This is a genomic window from Pseudoalteromonas thalassia, assembly GCF_049257215.1.
GTDB lineage: Bacteria > Pseudomonadota > Gammaproteobacteria > Enterobacterales > Alteromonadaceae > Pseudoalteromonas > Pseudoalteromonas lipolytica_C.
The window spans coordinates 102,664-120,772 of the sequence record NZ_JBMMUE010000009.1; the positions used below are offsets into that span (position 1 = coordinate 102,664).

At 40.7% G+C, this 18,109-nt stretch carries 18 protein-coding genes; 10 read left to right on the forward strand and 8 right to left on the reverse strand.

The window, feature by feature from the left end:
- The first annotated feature begins 5 nt into the window (after window positions 1-5).
- Entirely contained in the window at window positions 6-1,124 is a 1,119-nt protein-coding gene (locus tag AAEU31_RS12210; RefSeq protein ID WP_421967320.1) for a succinylglutamate desuccinylase/aspartoacylase family protein, read from the forward strand.
- A gap of 187 nt (window positions 1,125-1,311) precedes the next feature.
- Window positions 1,312-2,349, forward strand: coding sequence for a phospholipase A (locus AAEU31_RS12215; protein WP_054563462.1), 1,038 nt, complete (start codon window positions 1,312-1,314; stop codon window positions 2,347-2,349).
- A 70-nt stretch (window positions 2,350-2,419) separates the two neighbouring features.
- Here AAEU31_RS12215 and AAEU31_RS12220 read toward each other — a convergent pair whose 3' ends face one another.
- Window positions 2,420-3,313: a bifunctional GNAT family N-acetyltransferase/hotdog fold thioesterase gene (locus tag AAEU31_RS12220; protein ID WP_421967321.1), complete on the reverse strand. Its 894-nt coding sequence runs from the start codon at window positions 3,311-3,313 to the stop codon at window positions 2,420-2,422.
- Between the two features lie 228 nt (window positions 3,314-3,541).
- Here AAEU31_RS12220 and AAEU31_RS12225 point away from each other — a divergent pair, with 228 nt between their 5' ends.
- Window positions 3,542-4,231 carry a spermidine synthase gene (locus AAEU31_RS12225; RefSeq protein WP_421967322.1) on the forward strand — a complete coding sequence of 230 codons (690 nt, stop codon included), beginning with the start codon at window positions 3,542-3,544 and terminating at the stop codon, window positions 4,229-4,231.
- A 7-nt stretch (window positions 4,232-4,238) separates the two neighbouring features.
- On the opposite strand, the gene dtd is transcribed toward AAEU31_RS12225, so the two are convergent.
- From dtd to AAEU31_RS12240, 3 genes are read right to left on the reverse strand one after another with little or no spacing between them, the layout of a single operon-like run.
- Window positions 4,239-4,676 carry a D-aminoacyl-tRNA deacylase gene (dtd, locus tag AAEU31_RS12230; RefSeq protein WP_135923237.1) on the reverse strand — a complete coding sequence of 146 codons (438 nt, stop codon included), beginning with the start codon at window positions 4,674-4,676 and terminating at the stop codon, window positions 4,239-4,241.
- Window positions 4,664-5,617, reverse strand: coding sequence for an alpha/beta fold hydrolase (locus AAEU31_RS12235; protein WP_421967323.1), 954 nt, complete (start codon window positions 5,615-5,617; stop codon window positions 4,664-4,666). The genes dtd and AAEU31_RS12235 overlap by 13 nt, the downstream gene beginning before the upstream one ends.
- A gap of 26 nt (window positions 5,618-5,643) precedes the next feature.
- Entirely contained in the window at window positions 5,644-6,516 is an 873-nt protein-coding gene (locus AAEU31_RS12240; protein WP_135923235.1) for a virulence factor BrkB family protein, read from the reverse strand.
- A gap of 86 nt (window positions 6,517-6,602) precedes the next feature.
- Here AAEU31_RS12240 and AAEU31_RS12245 point away from each other — a divergent pair, with 86 nt between their 5' ends.
- Together AAEU31_RS12245 and AAEU31_RS12250 are read left to right on the forward strand one after the other, a co-directional pair.
- On the forward strand, window positions 6,603-7,259 hold the full coding sequence (locus AAEU31_RS12245) for a DUF2959 domain-containing protein (protein WP_421967324.1): 657 nt from the start codon (window positions 6,603-6,605) through the stop codon (window positions 7,257-7,259).
- Window positions 7,260-7,391: 132 nt separating this feature from the next.
- A complete protein-coding gene (locus tag AAEU31_RS12250) occupies window positions 7,392-8,483 on the forward strand; it encodes an MBL fold metallo-hydrolase (RefSeq protein ID WP_138556665.1) in 1,092 nt (363 codons plus the stop codon).
- Between the two features lie 52 nt (window positions 8,484-8,535).
- Here AAEU31_RS12250 and AAEU31_RS12255 read toward each other — a convergent pair whose 3' ends face one another.
- Window positions 8,536-8,955: a BLUF domain-containing protein gene (locus tag AAEU31_RS12255; protein WP_199527628.1), complete on the reverse strand. Its 420-nt coding sequence runs from the start codon at window positions 8,953-8,955 to the stop codon at window positions 8,536-8,538.
- Between the two features lie 193 nt (window positions 8,956-9,148).
- Complete coding sequence (typA, locus tag AAEU31_RS12260; protein ID WP_135923231.1) at window positions 9,149-10,972, reverse strand: translational GTPase TypA; 1,824 nt, start codon at window positions 10,970-10,972, stop codon at window positions 9,149-9,151.
- 507 nt (window positions 10,973-11,479) lie between these two features.
- Between typA and glnA the strand changes: the two genes are divergently transcribed.
- The 5 genes from glnA to AAEU31_RS12285 all read left to right on the forward strand — a co-directional run bounded on the left by glnA (window position 11,480) and on the right by AAEU31_RS12285 (window position 16,581).
- Entirely contained in the window at window positions 11,480-12,886 is a 1,407-nt protein-coding gene (gene glnA / locus AAEU31_RS12265; RefSeq protein ID WP_421967325.1) for a glutamate--ammonia ligase, read from the forward strand.
- Between the two features lie 134 nt (window positions 12,887-13,020).
- The gene (locus tag AAEU31_RS12270; RefSeq protein WP_235383716.1) at window positions 13,021-13,536 is read left to right on the forward strand and encodes a DUF4124 domain-containing protein; all 516 of its coding nucleotides are present in this window, start codon (window positions 13,021-13,023) and stop codon (window positions 13,534-13,536) included.
- An 86-nt stretch (window positions 13,537-13,622) separates the two neighbouring features.
- On the forward strand, window positions 13,623-14,693 hold the full coding sequence (gene glnL / locus AAEU31_RS12275; RefSeq protein WP_135923228.1) for a nitrogen regulation protein NR(II): 1,071 nt from the start codon (window positions 13,623-13,625) through the stop codon (window positions 14,691-14,693).
- Between the two features lie 18 nt (window positions 14,694-14,711).
- Window positions 14,712-16,097, forward strand: coding sequence for a nitrogen regulation protein NR(I) (gene ntrC, locus AAEU31_RS12280; protein WP_135923227.1), 1,386 nt, complete (start codon window positions 14,712-14,714; stop codon window positions 16,095-16,097).
- 25 nt (window positions 16,098-16,122) lie between these two features.
- Complete coding sequence (locus AAEU31_RS12285) at window positions 16,123-16,581, forward strand: cyclic nucleotide-binding domain-containing protein (protein WP_421967326.1); 459 nt, start codon at window positions 16,123-16,125, stop codon at window positions 16,579-16,581.
- A gap of 421 nt (window positions 16,582-17,002) precedes the next feature.
- Here the strand turns inward: AAEU31_RS12285 and AAEU31_RS12290 are convergent, their stop codons facing one another.
- The gene (locus tag AAEU31_RS12290; protein WP_421967327.1) at window positions 17,003-17,347 is read right to left on the reverse strand and encodes a hypothetical protein; all 345 of its coding nucleotides are present in this window, start codon (window positions 17,345-17,347) and stop codon (window positions 17,003-17,005) included.
- A gap of 77 nt (window positions 17,348-17,424) precedes the next feature.
- Window positions 17,425-18,087: a hypothetical protein gene (locus tag AAEU31_RS12295; protein WP_421967328.1), complete on the reverse strand. Its 663-nt coding sequence runs from the start codon at window positions 18,085-18,087 to the stop codon at window positions 17,425-17,427.
- Window positions 18,088-18,109 lie beyond the last annotated feature (22 nt).

An 18,109-nucleotide genomic window follows, 5' to 3' on the forward strand; every position in this document is an offset into this window, starting at 1 on the left:
TCACCATGAGTAAAGAATTAATCAGCCAAGAGAATATTGTGGTTGGCGAAATTGCCAACGGCCTACCACTGACAATTCCTGTGTATCGTTTAAAAGGCGATGGCACAGGGCCAAACGTGTATATACAAGCTAATATGCACGGTGCAGAAGTACAAGGTAACGCTGTAATTTATCAATTGCTTGAGCAATTAAAATCACTCAAGCTGCGTGGCGATATTACCCTAGTGCCTTATGCCAACCCAATTGGTTGTAATCAAAAGTCAGGTGAGTTTACTCTAGGTCGCTTCGATCCAATCACTGGCACCAACTGGAACCGCATGTACCGCTTTAATAAAGCATTACCATCACAAATTGCTGAACAGCACAAAGACAGTGATGATGCGACCCTTAAAGCTGCGTTTAAACAGGCACTCGTTGCTGACATCGACAGCCAATTAACGGGCCCAGATTACAGCTTAACAACGGGTAAGCGCATTGCACTTAACTTGCAAAAGCTTGCCCATCAGGCTGATATTGTTTTAGATCTTCACACAGGGCCTATCTCAAGTAAGCACTTATATTGCCCCCAATACGCCAAAGCCAGCGCGAGCTATTTTAATATTGAGCATGTGTTATTGATCCCAAGTGATTTTGATGGCGCAATGGATGAAGCGAGTTTCTGCCCGTGGTGGTCGTTATCTGAAGAGCTTGCCAAACAAGGCCGTGAATTTGCAGTTCAAGTCGAAGCATTTACCGTTGAACTTGGTAGCCAAGAAAAAATCGATTTAAGTGCAGCCCTTGAAGACGCCAATAGCATTTTAAGTTACCTCAATCATAAAGAGGTATTGGTTGATGCCGCATATCAACCAAAAGCGATGACACGCTATGCATGTATGCTTGAAGATTATGTAGCTTACTACGCACCTATGGGTGGCATGGTAGAATACCTTGCACCACTCGGTGGCCATATTAAAGCAGGCGAACCAATTGCTCATATTTTACGAATGGAGCGCTACCTTTCTGAGCAGCCACTACAAACATTGAGTTTTGATAAAGACGCCATCGCTATTTTGCATTTTGCCTCAGCAAGCGTGAATCAAGGCACCGAACTTTATAAATTTTTTACCAACGTATTTGAGCTATAAGCTCACCCCTTCTCATTGCGTGAGAGTCGACGGCTTATGCCCTTAGGCCGTCACAGCAGGGCTCCAAGCTTAGCTTGGGGCTCTCTATTTACCTAAAATATCAACAATTCAGTATAAGTTCACGGTTACTTATGTAAAAATCGTTATAATTATTCTTACTTATAAGTCTATTCAAAAGGGAACTGCAATGGGATGGCGCATTTGGCTGGCAGCTGCTGGCTTATTTTCTGTACCTGTATTTGCTCAAACTGAACAACCACAAACCAATGAACAAGATGACGCGCTTGAACTCGTAAAGCAGTGTATTTTGAATGAAGCCATTGGCGGTGACGGCAAACAAACACTCGAAGAACTTCGTAAAAAATGCTCTGACTTAGACGAGAGTAAAAAACTTACCGCTTTAGACAAACGTAAAGCCCGTGAAGAAGTGAGCAAGAAAAACCGTAATGTGATCACTCCTCATAAGCGTAACTACATTTTACCGCTTTCATATGTATCTAATCCGAATGAGCGCCCATTTGATGGTTTAAAAGATCTTGCTGAGCAAACTGATGGTGAACCACTTGATAACCTTGAAGTGAAATATCAACTATCAATTAAAGTACCTATTTTCGAAGGCTTCTCAGATAAAGATCAGGGCGTATTCTTTGCGTTTACCATGCAATCGTTTTGGCAGTTTTATAACAAAGATATTTCATCACCGTTTCGTGAAACAAACTACGAACCAGAGATCTTCTGGGTGAACTACCTTGATCCTGAGCATGTACTTTGGGGCGATGAAATGGCAATTGCAATTGGTGCATCACATCAATCTAATGGTCGCAGCCAACCTAATTCACGTTCATGGAACCGTATCTATGCCGATTTCTTGTGGGAAAAAGACGGCTTTGTATTTAGCTTTAAGCCTTGGTACCGAATTCCGGAAGATAAAAAAGACGATGAATTAGAAGCGCGTGGCGATGACAACCCTGATATTTACAAATACATGGGTTACTTTGAGTTCTCAGGTGCATACCGTTATAACGAGCATGAATTTAGCTTTATGACCCGTAATAACTTAAATTCAGATAACCGTGGTGCAATCCAATTAGATTGGTCTTTCCCTCTATGGGGCAGATTACGTGGTTACGCACAATACTTTAATGGTTATGGCGAGAGCTTAATTGATTACAACGCCGATATTGAACGTTTTGGTGTGGGTATTCTGTTAACTGACTTGCTTTAACTACAGTATTAACTGACTTACTTTAACTGCAATAAAGAGCGAGCTTTAGTTAGCTCGCTCTGAATATGCGTTATTTTTTAACAATGAAGTGACCTTCAAATTCAGCAACTAACACATCACCATCATATACATTCACTGGTACATGGTAGCTTGCTTTGCCACTGTCTTCTAAATCCGCTAACTTGCCTTTACAGCCAGCCAGCTCAACACTACCACGAGGGTCGTTATTCAGTGGTTTAAGGTATTTAATGTTGGCATCAGCTAATACGATATTCCCTTCAAGTCCTGCTTCTTTCAGTGCAAGGTAAGTAGCACCCCAGCCAGTTAAAGTCGCCAGACTGTAAATTGAACCTGCAAACATAGTGTTATGAAGGTTTAAGTTCGCATCTAAATCAGCGCGAGTAGTAAATTGCCAATCAGTATAGCTTTCAACTTTAATTCCCATCGCATCACTGATTGGAATCGACTCACGCCACGTATTTTGCAGTACTTGTGTCCAGTTTGGATGACGGAACCACCCCGGCTCAGACGGTTTTTGTTTTATCATTTTCCAGTGTTGTACATCGTCATAGGCAAGGTGCGCTTTTTCTTTTAGCTCGTAGCCGTGACGTTTATAAAACTCTAAGGCACGTTCACGGGCAAAAAGCACGAGCTCATCGGCATCTTGAGTCCACGCTATTTTTTCTAGCTCATGCAGTAAACGACTACCAATGTGCTGATTACGATTCCCTTCAGCAACCGCCATATAGCGTACTTGTGCTTGTTGATGATTATTAAAATGCAAACGTGCTACACCTAATACTTCGCCATCATTGTTTTTAATAAAGCGATGCTCGGCATCTTGCTCTAAGTCATCTTGCTCAGAACCGCGCGGCTCACCCCAAGGTGCTCTTAAAACCTGCCAACGTAATGAATAATACGCTTGCCAATCTTCGCTACTTTGCGGTGTGGTCACTTTAAACATAAATACTCCTGTGAAAATACAGCCACTGTCTGTTATTTTTCTAACGTGGCTCGACGAATGCAAATTACGATACGCGATCTTCTTGCAAGTTGGAATAATACTTTGGTGACCCAGCTTAAATTATTATCCTGAGCTGTAAAAACTAATGCACAATTGCACTTTATGGTGACTAGTCTATGCTGAAACAATTGTCATACTTTTTAAACATAAAAGCTAAAGGCCCGAGATATGGAACATTTTTTTGAACCCAGTGGCGCAATAAAGCATAGTTTTATTGAAGAATGTCACCAGTTAGGGCAGCTGATTTACTGGCACAAGCAAGGCAATTACAGCATTCAAGTTAGGCAACTCAATCAACTACGTTGGTTATTGATTAACGAAACTCTTCAATCCGTTATCGAAAAACGTCAGCCTAACAGGCTTCTTTTCCCTCATTTACAATATCTTGCGAAGCTCTGGCAGAAACTTGATGAACCTAAAAAAATTTTAGAGTTAGGCTTAGGTGGCGGGGCAATTCGTAACTATCTCCAGCATACTTACCCTGATAGCCAGCTTATTTCAGTGGAAAAAAACCCCGATATTATTCATTGTTACAAACGCTACTTTGGTGGAGATCACACAAGTAATTTACGCTGTTTCGATGCTCAACAAATACTTGAGCAAGGACACGAATACAATTGGATTATATTGGATTTATTCAGTGAAGTAGATGGCCCACTGTTTTTATACAAACATACTTTTTATGCCAAGCTTCGCACAGCGATGGCTAAAGATGGTGTATTATTTATTAACTTTTTATCCAGTCACCCATCGCAGTTAAAGCAACTTGAGCATTTACTTATCACCGAATTCGGCAAGCGACCAAGTATCGAAAAGATCCCTAATTATGTGAATCATATCGTGATGATCAAAAAGTAGTTGTCTGTTACACAGATAAATTAAAAGTAACGGGACCATCGTTACATAGGCTTACTTGCATATCAGCACCAAATTGCCCTGTGGCTACTGTTAACCCGGCTTTTTTAGCTTCAGCGATAAAATACTCATAGAGCGTATTAGCTTGATCAGGCGTACCAGCACTTGAAAAGCTCGGACGCATGCCCTTTTTAGTGTCTGCGGCTAGTGTAAACTGCGAAACCACCAACAGTTCACCCTTGATATCATTCAAGCTTAAATTCATCTTTCCTTGTTCATCGGTAAAAATTCGGTAATTACTTACTTTATGTAAAAGCTTCTGAGCGCTTTGTTCGGTATCCTGTTTTTCAACGCCTAATAGCAGCAAAATACCTTGTGAAATTTCACCGACGACTTCGCCCGCCACTTCTACTTTTGCCTGTTTTACTCTTTGAATTAAACCTTGCATTGATCCCTCGATAACTTGATATACATTAAATCTGCAGCACGTCGCATTGCTGCCAAATATACCTGATTATCGCTACTGTGCCCAATACCATCTAATATCAATAATTGTGCATTTAACTGTTCAGCAAGCTGCTGTACGGCACTATATCGACAGATCAAATCGGCCCGGCCATGAATAAACCAAATGGGTAAATGAGTCAAAACATGCGCATTTTCTGCGATGTAACCCTCTTCAATAAAACAAAGATTACGAAAATAATGCACCATTAACCTTGCTTGATTTAAGCCTACATGGGGCTCTTGCAAACTCCAATTAGTTAATGGCTCACCATGACATAACACCTGCTCCCAATGGCACCATAGTTTGGCGAATTTGCTGGCTTTAATTTGATCGTCACTGTTTAGTTGTTGCTGATAAAAATCGAGTAAGGCATGCCAATCGGTAAAATCGTGAGCAAACTCTTGAAAGCATTCTGGGTAAAAATGCGCGCCCGCGCCTTTAGTTGTGTAAAGCCATTCAAAGTCACTGTTACAAGCTAAAAAACTAGCCCGTAAAATAAGTCCTGCGATGTGCTTCCGATGTTTTATTGCATACACAAGTGCAAGAGTTGCTCCCCACGATTCGCCGCACACCAACCATTTTTCAATGCCGAGTTGCTGGCGTAAAAACTCGAGATCAGCGACTAAATCTAATGTGGTGTTTGTGTTGATATCATGGGGGGTTGAATGACCACAACCGCGCTGGCTGAACATGATCACTCGATAACGTTCTAAATCAAAAAAGCGGCAATTTTCAGGGCACAGCCCCGCTCCAGGTCCGCCATGACATAACACCACAGCAATCCCTGTAGACGCACCATATTCTTGCACATGGATTTGATGGCCATCGCCAACACTCAAATGGTAATCACGGTTGGCAACATAATGTGGATGTAACTGCACCTCGCTCTCCTTAGGTGCAGTCGCTATTAAACGTCTATATCAGGTGTATCCTCAATATCTTCAGGACTGATACATACCGTAAACTCTGCACCGAGTAATACGACAATCCAAGACAGATAGACCCAAACAAATAGTATAGGTATCGTCGCCAACGCCCCATAAATAACTTCATAAGATGGGAAGTGACTGATATACAGAGCAAAGCCTTTTTTTGTCAGCTCAAACAACATAGCTGCAAACAATGCTCCTGGAATTGCCGCTCTAAATGGAACTCGTGTGTTAGGCACTAAAGTATAGAGCATAATGAAGCCAATCATGGAAATTATGTAAGGTAATAGTTTCAATAAAAAGCCGCTGAATCCTGGAATACCTTGATCAGCGAATGATACTAAAGACACAATGTATGAGGTAACACCAATACTCGCGCCGAGTAATACTGGGCCTAAGCTAAGCACCATCCAATAAACGGCAAACGAAATCATCATGGGGCGTTTTTTCTTAATACGCCAAATTCGGTTCAATGTGGCATCGACATTGCGAATGAGTAACAAGGACACCGCTGCTAAAAATCCCACACCGACCGCGGTCATTTTATTAGCATTACCGGCAAAGGCGCTGATATGCTCTTTAATAACATCAGAAGAAGTCGGCACAAGATTTGTAAATAAGAAATTTTCTATGGTTACTAACGTGCTTTCAAATCCAGGAAAAGCAGAAAAAATAGCGACACCAACCGCCACTAATGGCACGATTGATAACAAGGTTACATAAGCTAAATAACCTGCATTAACAGTAATTTGATCGTCAATACAACGATTGAGATACTGCATCCACCAAGTAGGTTGTTGCTTTAAGAAAATGCTTATTTGCAGCTTATAACGAGTGAGCTTCTCATCCATAGAATCTAATTTCTGCTAAAATGTTTTGATAATCATAGCAATCCACCACATAATTTGAAATGACAGGTACCTAAAAAGGATTCTCAATGAAAAAACTGACACTTTTAAGTGCACCACTATTTGCAGTAACCATGGCATTATCAGGCTGTCAGTCAGCTTATTACTCTGCTATGGAATCTGTAGGAGTGCACAAACGCGACATTTTAGTCGACCGCGTAGAAGAAACAAAAGAATCACAACAAGAATCCCAAGAAGAATTTCAATCAGCCTTAGATAGATTAACCACATTAATCAATTTTAATGGCGGTGAACTTGAGGATGCATATAAGCAACTAAATGATGATTATGAATCAAGCCTAGCGGCTGCAAATGACGTAACAAATAATATCAATAAAGTTGAAGATGTCGCTGAGGCACTATTTGAAGAATGGGCTGATGAGCTAGAGCAATACAAAAGCGCCTCACTAAAACGTGAAAGCAGCAAAAAGCTCAATGCAACTAAGCGCCAATTTGATCAACTACTTCGCTCAATGCGCAGCGCTGAAAGCAAAATGGAGCCGGTATTATCATCACTTCATGATAATGTTTTGTACTTAAAACATAATCTAAACGCACAAGCTGTAACTGCTATCAAAGGTGAGTTCACAAGCCTAAAACGCGATATAAAAGTGTTAATGGACGACATGAACAAATCTATTGAAGACTCTAATAAGTTCATTGAGCAAATGAATAAAGCTGGTTAATTAGCGCAAACGAGTTTTTACAAAGCCTACTTAAACGTAGGCTTTTTTGTGTAATCTCTTGTTACTTTTTAATGATTTATCTTAAATTTTATTTTGCTAAACTCACGGCAAAGAATAAAAAGTAAACATAGTATGCATTTAAAAACACTCTCAGCACTCATTGCAGCTGCACTCTTAACTGCTTGTAGCAGCCCTAATACTGTCAATGTTATTGCCGGTGAAGGCACTATTACTCCGTTAAAAACTGAAGGTGACTACGAAGGTCGCTTTCATAACCTATATCCTGGTGATAAAGAATACCCAACAACCTGCACTGACAATTGCTATGAACCATCAGAGCTACTTATATGTGACGACAGCAACTCACAATGCCAATATCAAGCAGAACAAAGCGTACCTGAAATCAACTCAGGGTTTACAGTTCGCTGGTTAGGTCATGCAGGCTTTTATATTCAATCACCCAATGGTGAGCAGCTATTATTTGATCCAGTCAAAGAGCAATTTGATTCGCCTGTAGACTTGGCCTTTAAGCTAGCTGGAGGTATCTATCGCAAACCAGGTTTTTGGCCAACACAAGCAGAACTTGATGGCTTAGATGCTGTGATATATTCACATATTCACTATGATCATTTTAACAAAGCCGACATAGAAGAAATTGGCAATTCGCCGCGTTATTTAGTGCCATTAGGATTTGCAGATAACTTTCCGACTGGTGGCTTTAATATTTCAGAAATGGCGTGGTACGCAAGTACACAAATTAATGACTTAACTGTTAATGCGGTGCCAGCACACCATTTTAGTAGCCGAACTCTAGTCCCATTCATTTATGAAGATCACAACAAAGATCTCTGGAATGGCTGGTTACTAGAACAAAATGGTAAAACCTTATTTTTTGCTGGCGATACCGGTTACTCACAACATTTTCAGGATATTAAGCAGAAATACGGCGAGATTGATGTATGCCTTATGCCGATAGCTTCTTATTACCATGAAGAAGATGGTAAGTGGTATCGCTATGTTCATACTACACCTGAAGATGCTATTAACGCAGCTGAGGAGCTTGGCTGTAAAGTGATGATCCCTTGGGGTTATGGTAACTCAAGCTGGCAAATGGGCGACCATTCAAGCCATTCGGCACTACTAAGATTACTAACAATGAAAGCAAGAATGGCTAGCAAGCTCCCTTTGTACATTCTTAATGAAGGTGAGCAAGTTTCACTATAATGCTGCTTGTTCTAGTATACCAATTCGCTTAATTGAGCGAATTGGTATTAAGCTAACTTTTAAGCAGTAAATCCCTGAGCGCCAACATTAGTTTGTGTGCACTACCTGCAGACATAGCGAGCGGGTTAAACTCACTCGTACCAGAATATTTGAGGGTAATCGGAGTAACGAGTCTAGAGTAAGGAATGTAGCCCATAGACCAGTTCTCAAACTCTCTTTCAAAAATCTCACAATAATTTAGCATAATAATATTTTTATGCCGCGTATCATTCAAAATACGGTGATAAGTTGCATTTACCGCACTTCTAGAGCCTTCCAAGCACTGTAAAAAGTGAGTAGTATTAAAACAAAGCAAACCTGTAACATTCATTTTGCTATTGTTTTGTTTGGCTTTCTCAAGAATATTTTCAATATCCCCAGGCCCAAACCCATCGCTAATTTCACTTGTATAAATAAGTCTAACTAAGTACATCTCACTCTCCTGCAAGGTCGATTTAGAAAAGATAGTACAGATGGGGGGTTTAGCAAAAAAGTGCAATTAAGTTTAAAATTTTAAATGAATAAAGTTGGGTATCGCTGCGCACAACCTACTTGGCTGACCACTAAAAAAAACCGCCGTATCTTTCAATACGGCGGTTCTAATTTTGTGAAACTACAAGACCTTATTAGTCTTTAGCTTGACGGCTCGCACGTTTACGCTCACTTTCAGTTAAGTGACGTTTACGAATACGGATGCTCTGAGGTGTCACTTCCACTAACTCATCATCATCGATGAATTCAATCGCTTGTTCAAGCGTATAGTTAAGTGGTGGTGTTAACGTTTGTGCTTCATCTGTACCAGATGCACGAACGTTAGTAAGTTGCTTACCTTTAAGTGCGTTTACTGTTAGGTCGTTATCGCGGCTGTGGATACCGATAACCATACCTTCGTAAACTTCAACACCGTGACCGATGAATAACTTACCACGGTCTTGTAGGTTGAATAATGCGTTAGTAAGTGCTTTACCTGTTGCGTTAGCAATCATTACACCGTTCTTACGCGCGCCGATAGTACCGCCTTTATGTGGGCCGTAGTGATCGAATGTGTGGTAAAGAAGACCAGAACCAGACGTTAATGTCATGAATTCAGTTTGGAAACCAATTAAGCCACGGCTTGGGATCATAAAGTCCATACGTACACGGCCTTTACCATCTGGAGACATGTCTGTTAGTTCACCCTTACGAAGACCAATTTGTTCCATGATAGAACCTTGGTGCTCTTCTTGACAGTCAATTGTAAGTGTTTCGTATGGCTCTTCTTTTTGACCATCAACTTCACGAAGGATTACTTGTGGACGAGACACCGCAAGCTCGTAGCCTTCACGACGCATGTTCTCGATTAAGATACCTAAGTGTAACTCACCACGACCAGAAACACGGAAGCTATCTGGGTTGTCAGTTTCTTCAACACGTAGTGCTACGTTGTGAACAAGCTCTGCTTGTAAACGCTCTAGGATGTTACGTGACGTTACGAATTTACCTTCTTTACCAGCGAATGGTGAAGTGTTTACAGAGAACGTCATTGTTACTGTAGGCTCATCAACGCTAAGCGGTGGTAATGCTTCAACGGTATTTACATCACAGATAGTGTCTGAGATTTTCAGCTCACCAAGACCCGTGATAGCAATGATGTCACCAGCGCCTGCAGATTCTGCTTCATGACGCTCAAGACCTAAGTAGCTCATTACTTGGCCAACTTTACCGTTACGCTTAGTACCGTCTGCACTTACAACAGTAACCTGTTGGTTAGGACGAACAGTACCACGCTTGATACGACCAACACCGATAACACCGATGTATGAGTTGTAGTCAAGCTGAGAAATTTGCATTTGGAAAGCACCTTCAGGATCTGCATCCGGTGGAGATACTTCATCAACGATCATCTGGAACATTGGTTCCATGTTATCTGATGGCTCGTCTAAATCTAATGTAGCCCAGCCATTGATAGCTGATGCATAGATTACTTTAAAGTCTAACTGTTCGTCAGTTGCACCTAAGTTATCGAATAAGTCGAATACTTGGTCCATAACCCAGTCAGGACGTGCACCTGGCTTGTCGATTTTGTTGATAACAACGATCGGTGTTAAACCTTGTGCGAATGCTTTTTGCGTTACGAAACGCGTTTGTGGCATTGGACCTTCTTGAGCATCAACAAGTAGTAATACTGAGTCAGCCATCGAAAGTACGCGCTCTACTTCACCACCGAAGTCGGCGTGTCCTGGGGTGTCTACGATATTGATATGGTAGTCGTTCCAAGAGATAGCTGTGTTTTTAGCTAAAATGGTAATACCACGCTCTTTCTCAATGTCGTTTGAGTCCATTACGCGCTCTTCATTACCGCCGCGCGTTTCTAATGTGCCTGATTGCTCAAGCAGTTTATCAACCAAAGTTGTTTTACCGTGGTCAACGTGGGCGATAATCGCTATATTTCTTAACTTTTCGATGCTCATATTTTTTCTCAGAGAAATTGAATCTCATTGATCCTGCAAGATCTACGCACTCACCGGCATTTTCACCAGATGTCCCAGCATAGGATTTAAAAGGGCGCATATTATCCCTTAATAATGGCATGGATGAAAGTTTATCCAATACAATTTTCAAAACTTTCTTCAGGCATTTTATAAGTATCTGTTTTATAAATGACAAATTTATGAAAATAATAATTTTTATAAGCATAAAACTGGCAAAATTGCATTTTTTAAACCATATTTTGGCACTTAATCGTATTTAGAACCGATAAATTGGCACGCTCAGTAATTGTGCAAATCGTCGTCATTCTTTTTACGCACCAAAATGATCTTTTTCCGCACCAAAACAGTGCATAAAAAGTTAACATAACAACAAGCGGTTTCTTTTTTGTCAGCCTTAACAACACCTTAAAAAAATGGCATGAAACCAGCTTACATAGAGCAAAAGCAATAATGCAGCAAAAATAAAACCCAACAATTGGAGGACACATGTCACAATCGGTTTTAGATTTTATCAAAGAAAATGACGTTAAGTTCATTGATTTACGCTTTACTGATACCAAAGGTAAAGAACAGCATGTTTCTATTCCTCATCACCAAATTGATGAAGATTTCTTCGAAGACGGCAAAATGTTTGACGGTTCTTCAATTGCAGGTTGGAAAGGCATCAACGAATCAGATATGGTGCTTATGCCTGTTCCTGAGTCTGCTAAAATGGACCCGTTTTCTGAAGAAGCTACACTAATCATCCGTTGTGACGTAGTTGAGCCTTCAACACTTCAAGGTTACGAGCGTGACCCACGTTCTGTTGCAAAACGCGCTGAAGAGTACATGCGTTCTACAGGTATCGCTGATACTGTATTATTTGGTCCAGAGCCGGAATTCTTCCTTTTTGATGACGTTAAATACAAATCAGACATGTCTGGTTCTATGTACAAAATCGATTCTGTAGAAGCTGCTTGGAACTCAGATAAAGATTACGAAGGTGGCAACATGGGTCACCGTCCAGGTGTTAAAGGCGGTTACTTCCCGTGTTCACCTGTTGATTCATCACAAGATTGGCGTTCAGCAACTTGTTTAGTTCTTGAAGAACTAGGTCAAGTAGTAGAAGCTCACCACCACGAAGTAGCAACTGCAGGTCAAAATGAGATCGCAACTCGCTTCAATACAATGGTATTAAAAGCTGACGAAATCCAAGAGATGAAATATGTTATCCATAACATGGCTCACTTATACGGAAAAACAGCGACATTCATGCCTAAGCCAATCGTAGGTGATAACGGTTCTGGTATGCACTGTCACCAATCTCTAGGTAAAGATGGCGTAAACATCTTCGCTGGTGACAAATACGCTGGTCTATCTGAAGAAGCACTTTACTACATCGGTGGTATCATCAAGCACGCTAAAGCAATCAACGCATTCGCTAACGCGTCAACTAACTCATACAAGCGTCTAGTTCCGGGCTTCGAAGCACCAGTAATGCTTGCATACTCTGCACGTAACCGTTCTGCTTCAATCCGTATCCCAGTGGTACCGTCTGCTAAAGCACGTCGTATCGAAGTACGTTTCCCTGATCCAACAGCTAACCCATACTTAGCGTTCTCTGCAATGCTTATGGCTGGCCTTGACGGTATCAAAAACAAGATCCACCCTGGTGATGCAATGGATAAAGACTTATACGATCTTCCAGCTGAAGAAGCTGCAGAGATCCCACAAGTTGCATCTTCACTGCAAGAAGCATTAGATTCATTAGATGCTGACCGTGAGTTCTTAAAAGCTGGCGGCGTATTCACTGATGACCTTATCGATGCTTACATTGCACTTAAGGGCAAAGAAGTTGAAAAGCTTAACATGACAACTCACCCAGTTGAGTTCGAAATGTACTACAGCGTTTAATTTAACGCCGTATCAGAATTATCAGATTGATAATAAATGTGTGTTCTCAAGCCCGCTTTGCGGGCTTTTTTGATGGTAATTTGGCCAATTCTACTCTAAAGTTTTAGTTAGATTAGATAACCTAGGGTCACAGAGTGAAAAACACGATTTTATTAGTATTACTCCTTTTTACAGTATGCAATTACGCACAAAGTGAAGTAAAAAAAATTTACTCGTGGAAAGATGAGAATGGTGTTTTAGTGTTCTCAGACTCACCTCGCCCTGGGGCTAAAGAAGTAAAGCTCAATACTCAAAACCTTACCATGCCTACAACCGACACCAGCATACTTGATAACCCCGCTAGTGCGACACCTGTCAATTTTAAAATAACGATTTCCTCACCAGAAAATGAGGCAACCGTTCGAGAGAATACAGGCTCAGTATACGTCACAGCACGAGTGAGTCCGCGTTTTGCAACAGGCTTCAAAGTACAGCTGATAGTCGATGGCACACCTCACGGAAAATCGAGTAATAGCACGACCTTTGCATTGCGAAATGTCGACCGAGGCGAACACACATTACAAGCAAAACTTATAGATGCGAATAATAAAGTCGTTTCGGTTAGCCCTGTTAGCACTTTTTACATGCACAGAGCATCGATACTTAATTGAAACTAATTTTTTCGAGTCGGTATCATGCAAAGTAAATGGATTGTGCTAAGCTGCTGTTAATTGCAACGCACTAAAATGGTGCAAACATGCTCAGTGATACACATTTTAATTCTGAACTACTCGAAAGTATTTGGAAAAATTTAAGTACAGCCGTTATTTTGCTCGATAATGATTTTAAACTGGTTTATGCAAATGATAGTGCCAGTGAGCTATTAGGCTTAGGTCCAAAACGTATAATTAATCAGCCATTCGATAACTTATTTAACTACCACTCCATTGACCTAAAACGTATTGCTCAGTACTCGTTGTTTGATGGCGTTGACTGCCACCAGCATAGAGCTGACGTGGTGTTCGTCGATTCTCGCCATGCTAAGCTAACCATTAGCACCCGCCGAATAAACAGCAATAATGAAAATTATATTTTGTTTGAGTGCCGACAAATGGATGATGAAATTCGCCACGATCAAGCATCAAATCAAATGCACCAATATCAAGCCGCACGCAATTTAATTCGTGGTTTAGCACACGAAATTAAAAATCCTTTGGGTGGAATACGCGGAGCGGCGCAATTATTGCAGTACGAGGTTGATCAGCAAGAGCGTGATCAATGTGCAGAGCTTATCATTGAGCAAGCTGACCGATTACGAGAGCTAGTAGACCGTTTACTTGGTCCAAACCAATTGCCACATAAATCATATGGCAATATTCACCAAGCTCTTGAGTCAGTGATTAAGCTTAGCATGTTAGATAACAGCGCTAATATCACTTTAGTGAAAGACTATGATCCAAGTATACCGAGTGTGTACATTGACCAAAGTAAAATTCAACAAGTGGTACTTAACATTATTCGCAATGCACAGCAGGCTCTGGTTGATGGTGGCGAAATTAGAATAAAAACCCGTATTAACCATCAACATAGACGTCCTGGTAAAGCACCGAAGAAAACCTTGCTGATCCAGATTTCAGATAATGGTCCAGGAATAGATAAGAGTTTAAGAGAAACCTTGTTTTATCCAATGATCACTAACAAAGAAAATGGTTCAGGACTAGGGTTATCCATTGCACAGACTTTGGTTGATCAACACGGTGGACACATTGACTGCGATAGTTGGCCTGGCCATACAGAATTTAATATCTATTTGCCTTTTACGGATTAATGGTTTTTTGGAGTAGTCATGAAAACAGTTTGGTTAGTTGATGATGATGCCTCAATACGCTTTGTATTAGAAAAAGCGCTGGCGCGAGCAGGATTTGAAACAGAAAGTTATGCAAATGCACAAGATGTGCTTAACGCACTCAAGTTTAGTCAGCCTACCGTTCTAGTCTCAGATGTAAGAATGCCTGGTATGGATGGTATGGCATTACTTGAAACAATTGCCGAACAAAACCCTGGGTTGCCAGTCATCATTATGACTGCACACTCAGACTTAGACTCAGCGGTAAATGCATTCCAAAAAGGCGCATTTGAATACCTTGCAAAACCATTTGATCTAGATGAAGCAGTTGCGCTGGTAGAGAGCGCCTGTCGTGCTAATTCAACAAAAAAAACCAAGCGTAAGCAAGCACCACAAACGAATGCCCATATCATAGGCGAAGCGCCTGCGATGCAAGAGGTGTTTCGCGCGATTGGTAAATTATCAGCATCAAGTATGAGCGTGCTAATTAATGGTGAGTCAGGAACAGGTAAAGAGCTTGTTGCCAGTGCCCTACACAATCATAGTCCGCGTAAAGAAAACCAATTTATCGCTTTAAATATGGCTGCCATTCCAAAAGAGTTAGTAGAATCAGAATTGTTTGGCCATGAAAAAGGCGCGTTTACAGGGGCCGACAGTATTCGTAAAGGTCGTTTTGAACAAGCCAATGGTGGTACCTTATTTTTAGATGAAATTGGTGACATGCCACTTGATGTACAAACGCGTTTGTTACGTGTATTAGCCGATGGTGAATTTTACCGAGTTGGTGGCCATCAAAGCATTAAAGTGGATGTGCGTATTATCGCTGCAACACACCAAAATCTCGAAGATTTAGTTAAACAAGGCAAGTTTCGTGATGACTTGTTTCATCGTCTCAACGTTGTGCGTTTACGCTTACCTGCGCTACGCGAACGTACCGAAGACATTGAACGATTAGCACAGCACTTTTTACATAAAAGTGCCAAAGAGCTTCAAGTTGAAAGCAAAATACTAAGCCCTAAAGCCACAGAGCAACTACGCTTATTCAATTGGCCAGGTAACGTGCGCCAACTAGAAAACACCTGTCGCTGGTTAACAGTAATGGCTCCGGGTGAGCTTATCAGCGAACAAGATTTACCGCCCGAAATAGTTGCCGCAGCTCCAGTGGAACAGGAAGGTGATTGGCTGGATGCATTTCAGCAATGGCTCAACCTTGAGCTTAAACAAGGTAAAGAAAATATCTGGCCGGCTATACAAGCACAGCTAGAAACTCGCTTGATTAAAACAGCATTAGCCAATTGTGCGGGGCACAAGCAAGACGCCGCGGTGAAAATTGGTTGGGGCCGCAATACATTGACCCGTAAGTTAAAAGAGCGCAATATTAGCTAATTTATCGCCATAACAATGTGAATCAATGAAGTTAATCGAACACATACCACTCATTAAACAAATGGAAATAATTAACAGATTGTCGTTCTTTAGAGAGTTTACTCTTAGTGAGCGACAAGTGTTATTAGAGTCATTCAGTCATTTATATTTGGTTAAACAAGGCCGTGCTGTTTTCAAGCAGTACGACAATGACAAGCGTTTGTATATTGTTCTAAGTGGTTCACTGCTGGTGTTCAAGCAAAGTCATTTACATGAGCTTGGCATTATTGACCCAGGTGAGTTTATCGGTGAAGGTGCTTTTATTAACAATCGGGAACATAGCACAAGCGCCCGTGCTAGAGTAGATACTATTTTATTAGCTATTGCCCCCGAAGCACTCACCCGCTTGCCCAATGTGATCCGCGAGAAAATTAAAGATCGCATAATCGAAGGCATGAGTGAGCGTATTGTGAAATTGAGTAATTATCTCGAATCACGTAGCTAATCCCACTTAATTGTTATAATTTTATTTTCGAGTGCCTAACTCTGAAATATACTTAAAAGTAGGAGTTAGTACACACGAAGCAAATAACAAATACATAAAAGAAATTTGGAACATATCGTAGATTTCATAGCCGTCATGATTATTTACAAACTCATACCCTAGCGCAACTATATAAATAATTACATAAAACGTGATAGTAAAAATCCAAAACGCCTTCGAATTTATAAGTTTCTTTCTAAAAGCATAGTTATAAGCCCCAATAAGAATTAATACATCAGCGCATAGAAGCAGAATACTAACGAGCAAAGGATGAGTAGGGGCAATTGATTCATCAATAGTAAATGCATCATATATAGAAAAAGACACGAAAAAACACATTACTACGAAAAGCACTCGCCACTTTAGTCTACGCTCTTTCATTTCACCACCAATGCCCATAAGGAATTTCAGCAGGTTCCAAAGGTAACTTTCGCCATCCATCTTTATCATCAATATACCGACGTTTGAAATTTCTCCGTTTTGCACCAATTGGAGTCAATGAGAGCAGAGCTTGCAATAGACCTATGAATTCTTTTGAGTCTCTACCTGATTGACCAAACGTAATCTTCAATAGAGGTTGAAGATTCTTATATTGCTCCTCTGCATCCTCCTTCTTCTTAAAAAACTCTTTATAAAGAAAATCACCTGCTGAATAGATTTTCCCTAATAGTCCTGCATTCCTTAAAGAACCCTTCATTATTTTGACTTTCCTGTCAATTAATTCCACTCGTACCCTAACAAGGAATATTTCATGCTTCAATAATGAAATATTCCTTTTATTTATAAAGATTAAAGCACTCTAACCTAATCCATATACACAACTTGCAATGAACAATTAAGCCAACCGGGTTTATTTACACGTGCTGTGTAACGATAGGTGTCAGATGGCTTCATACCAAATGGGGTACTCACTTCTGGCGTTAAATGGCTGTAACTTTGCGAATAGTTTTTATAATAAATGACTAAATAGCCGTATAAGTAATCCCAGTCCAATGAGACTCGTCTACCACTCGCTAGGTTAAACTCGGCCTGTTTATCACTAAATTTGACCGCAAGGCCGTTAAACTCATCCTCAACGCAACCCGTTGTTATTACTCGAGCCGGCATAGTGAAACTAGTTGAGCCATTTTTTGCTCGTAAGTAAAAGCCTATATTGCCTTGATTGTAAAAATGATTAGCCTCTGTGGTGTACTTAATTTCAGCTTGATAACCCAGCCCCTGCATAATTTCTGCAAGTTGCTCGCTTTCATGAGTGAGAATTTTATCGCTCGATAACATTAAGGTTGCATCAGCAAAGTCTCTTGGAATAGGGAGCTTAGTGTATTCGTAAGGTAAGCTTTGCTTATTTAAAGCTTGCTCTAATGTGTGCAACTGTTGTTGATCAAGATTTTCTGTGTATACGTAGACTGTTGGTTGCTGACAACCTGCCAAAATTAAAAATATGGCTGCTGAAATTATCCTTTTCATTTTCTTTCTCATTTTAGATTAC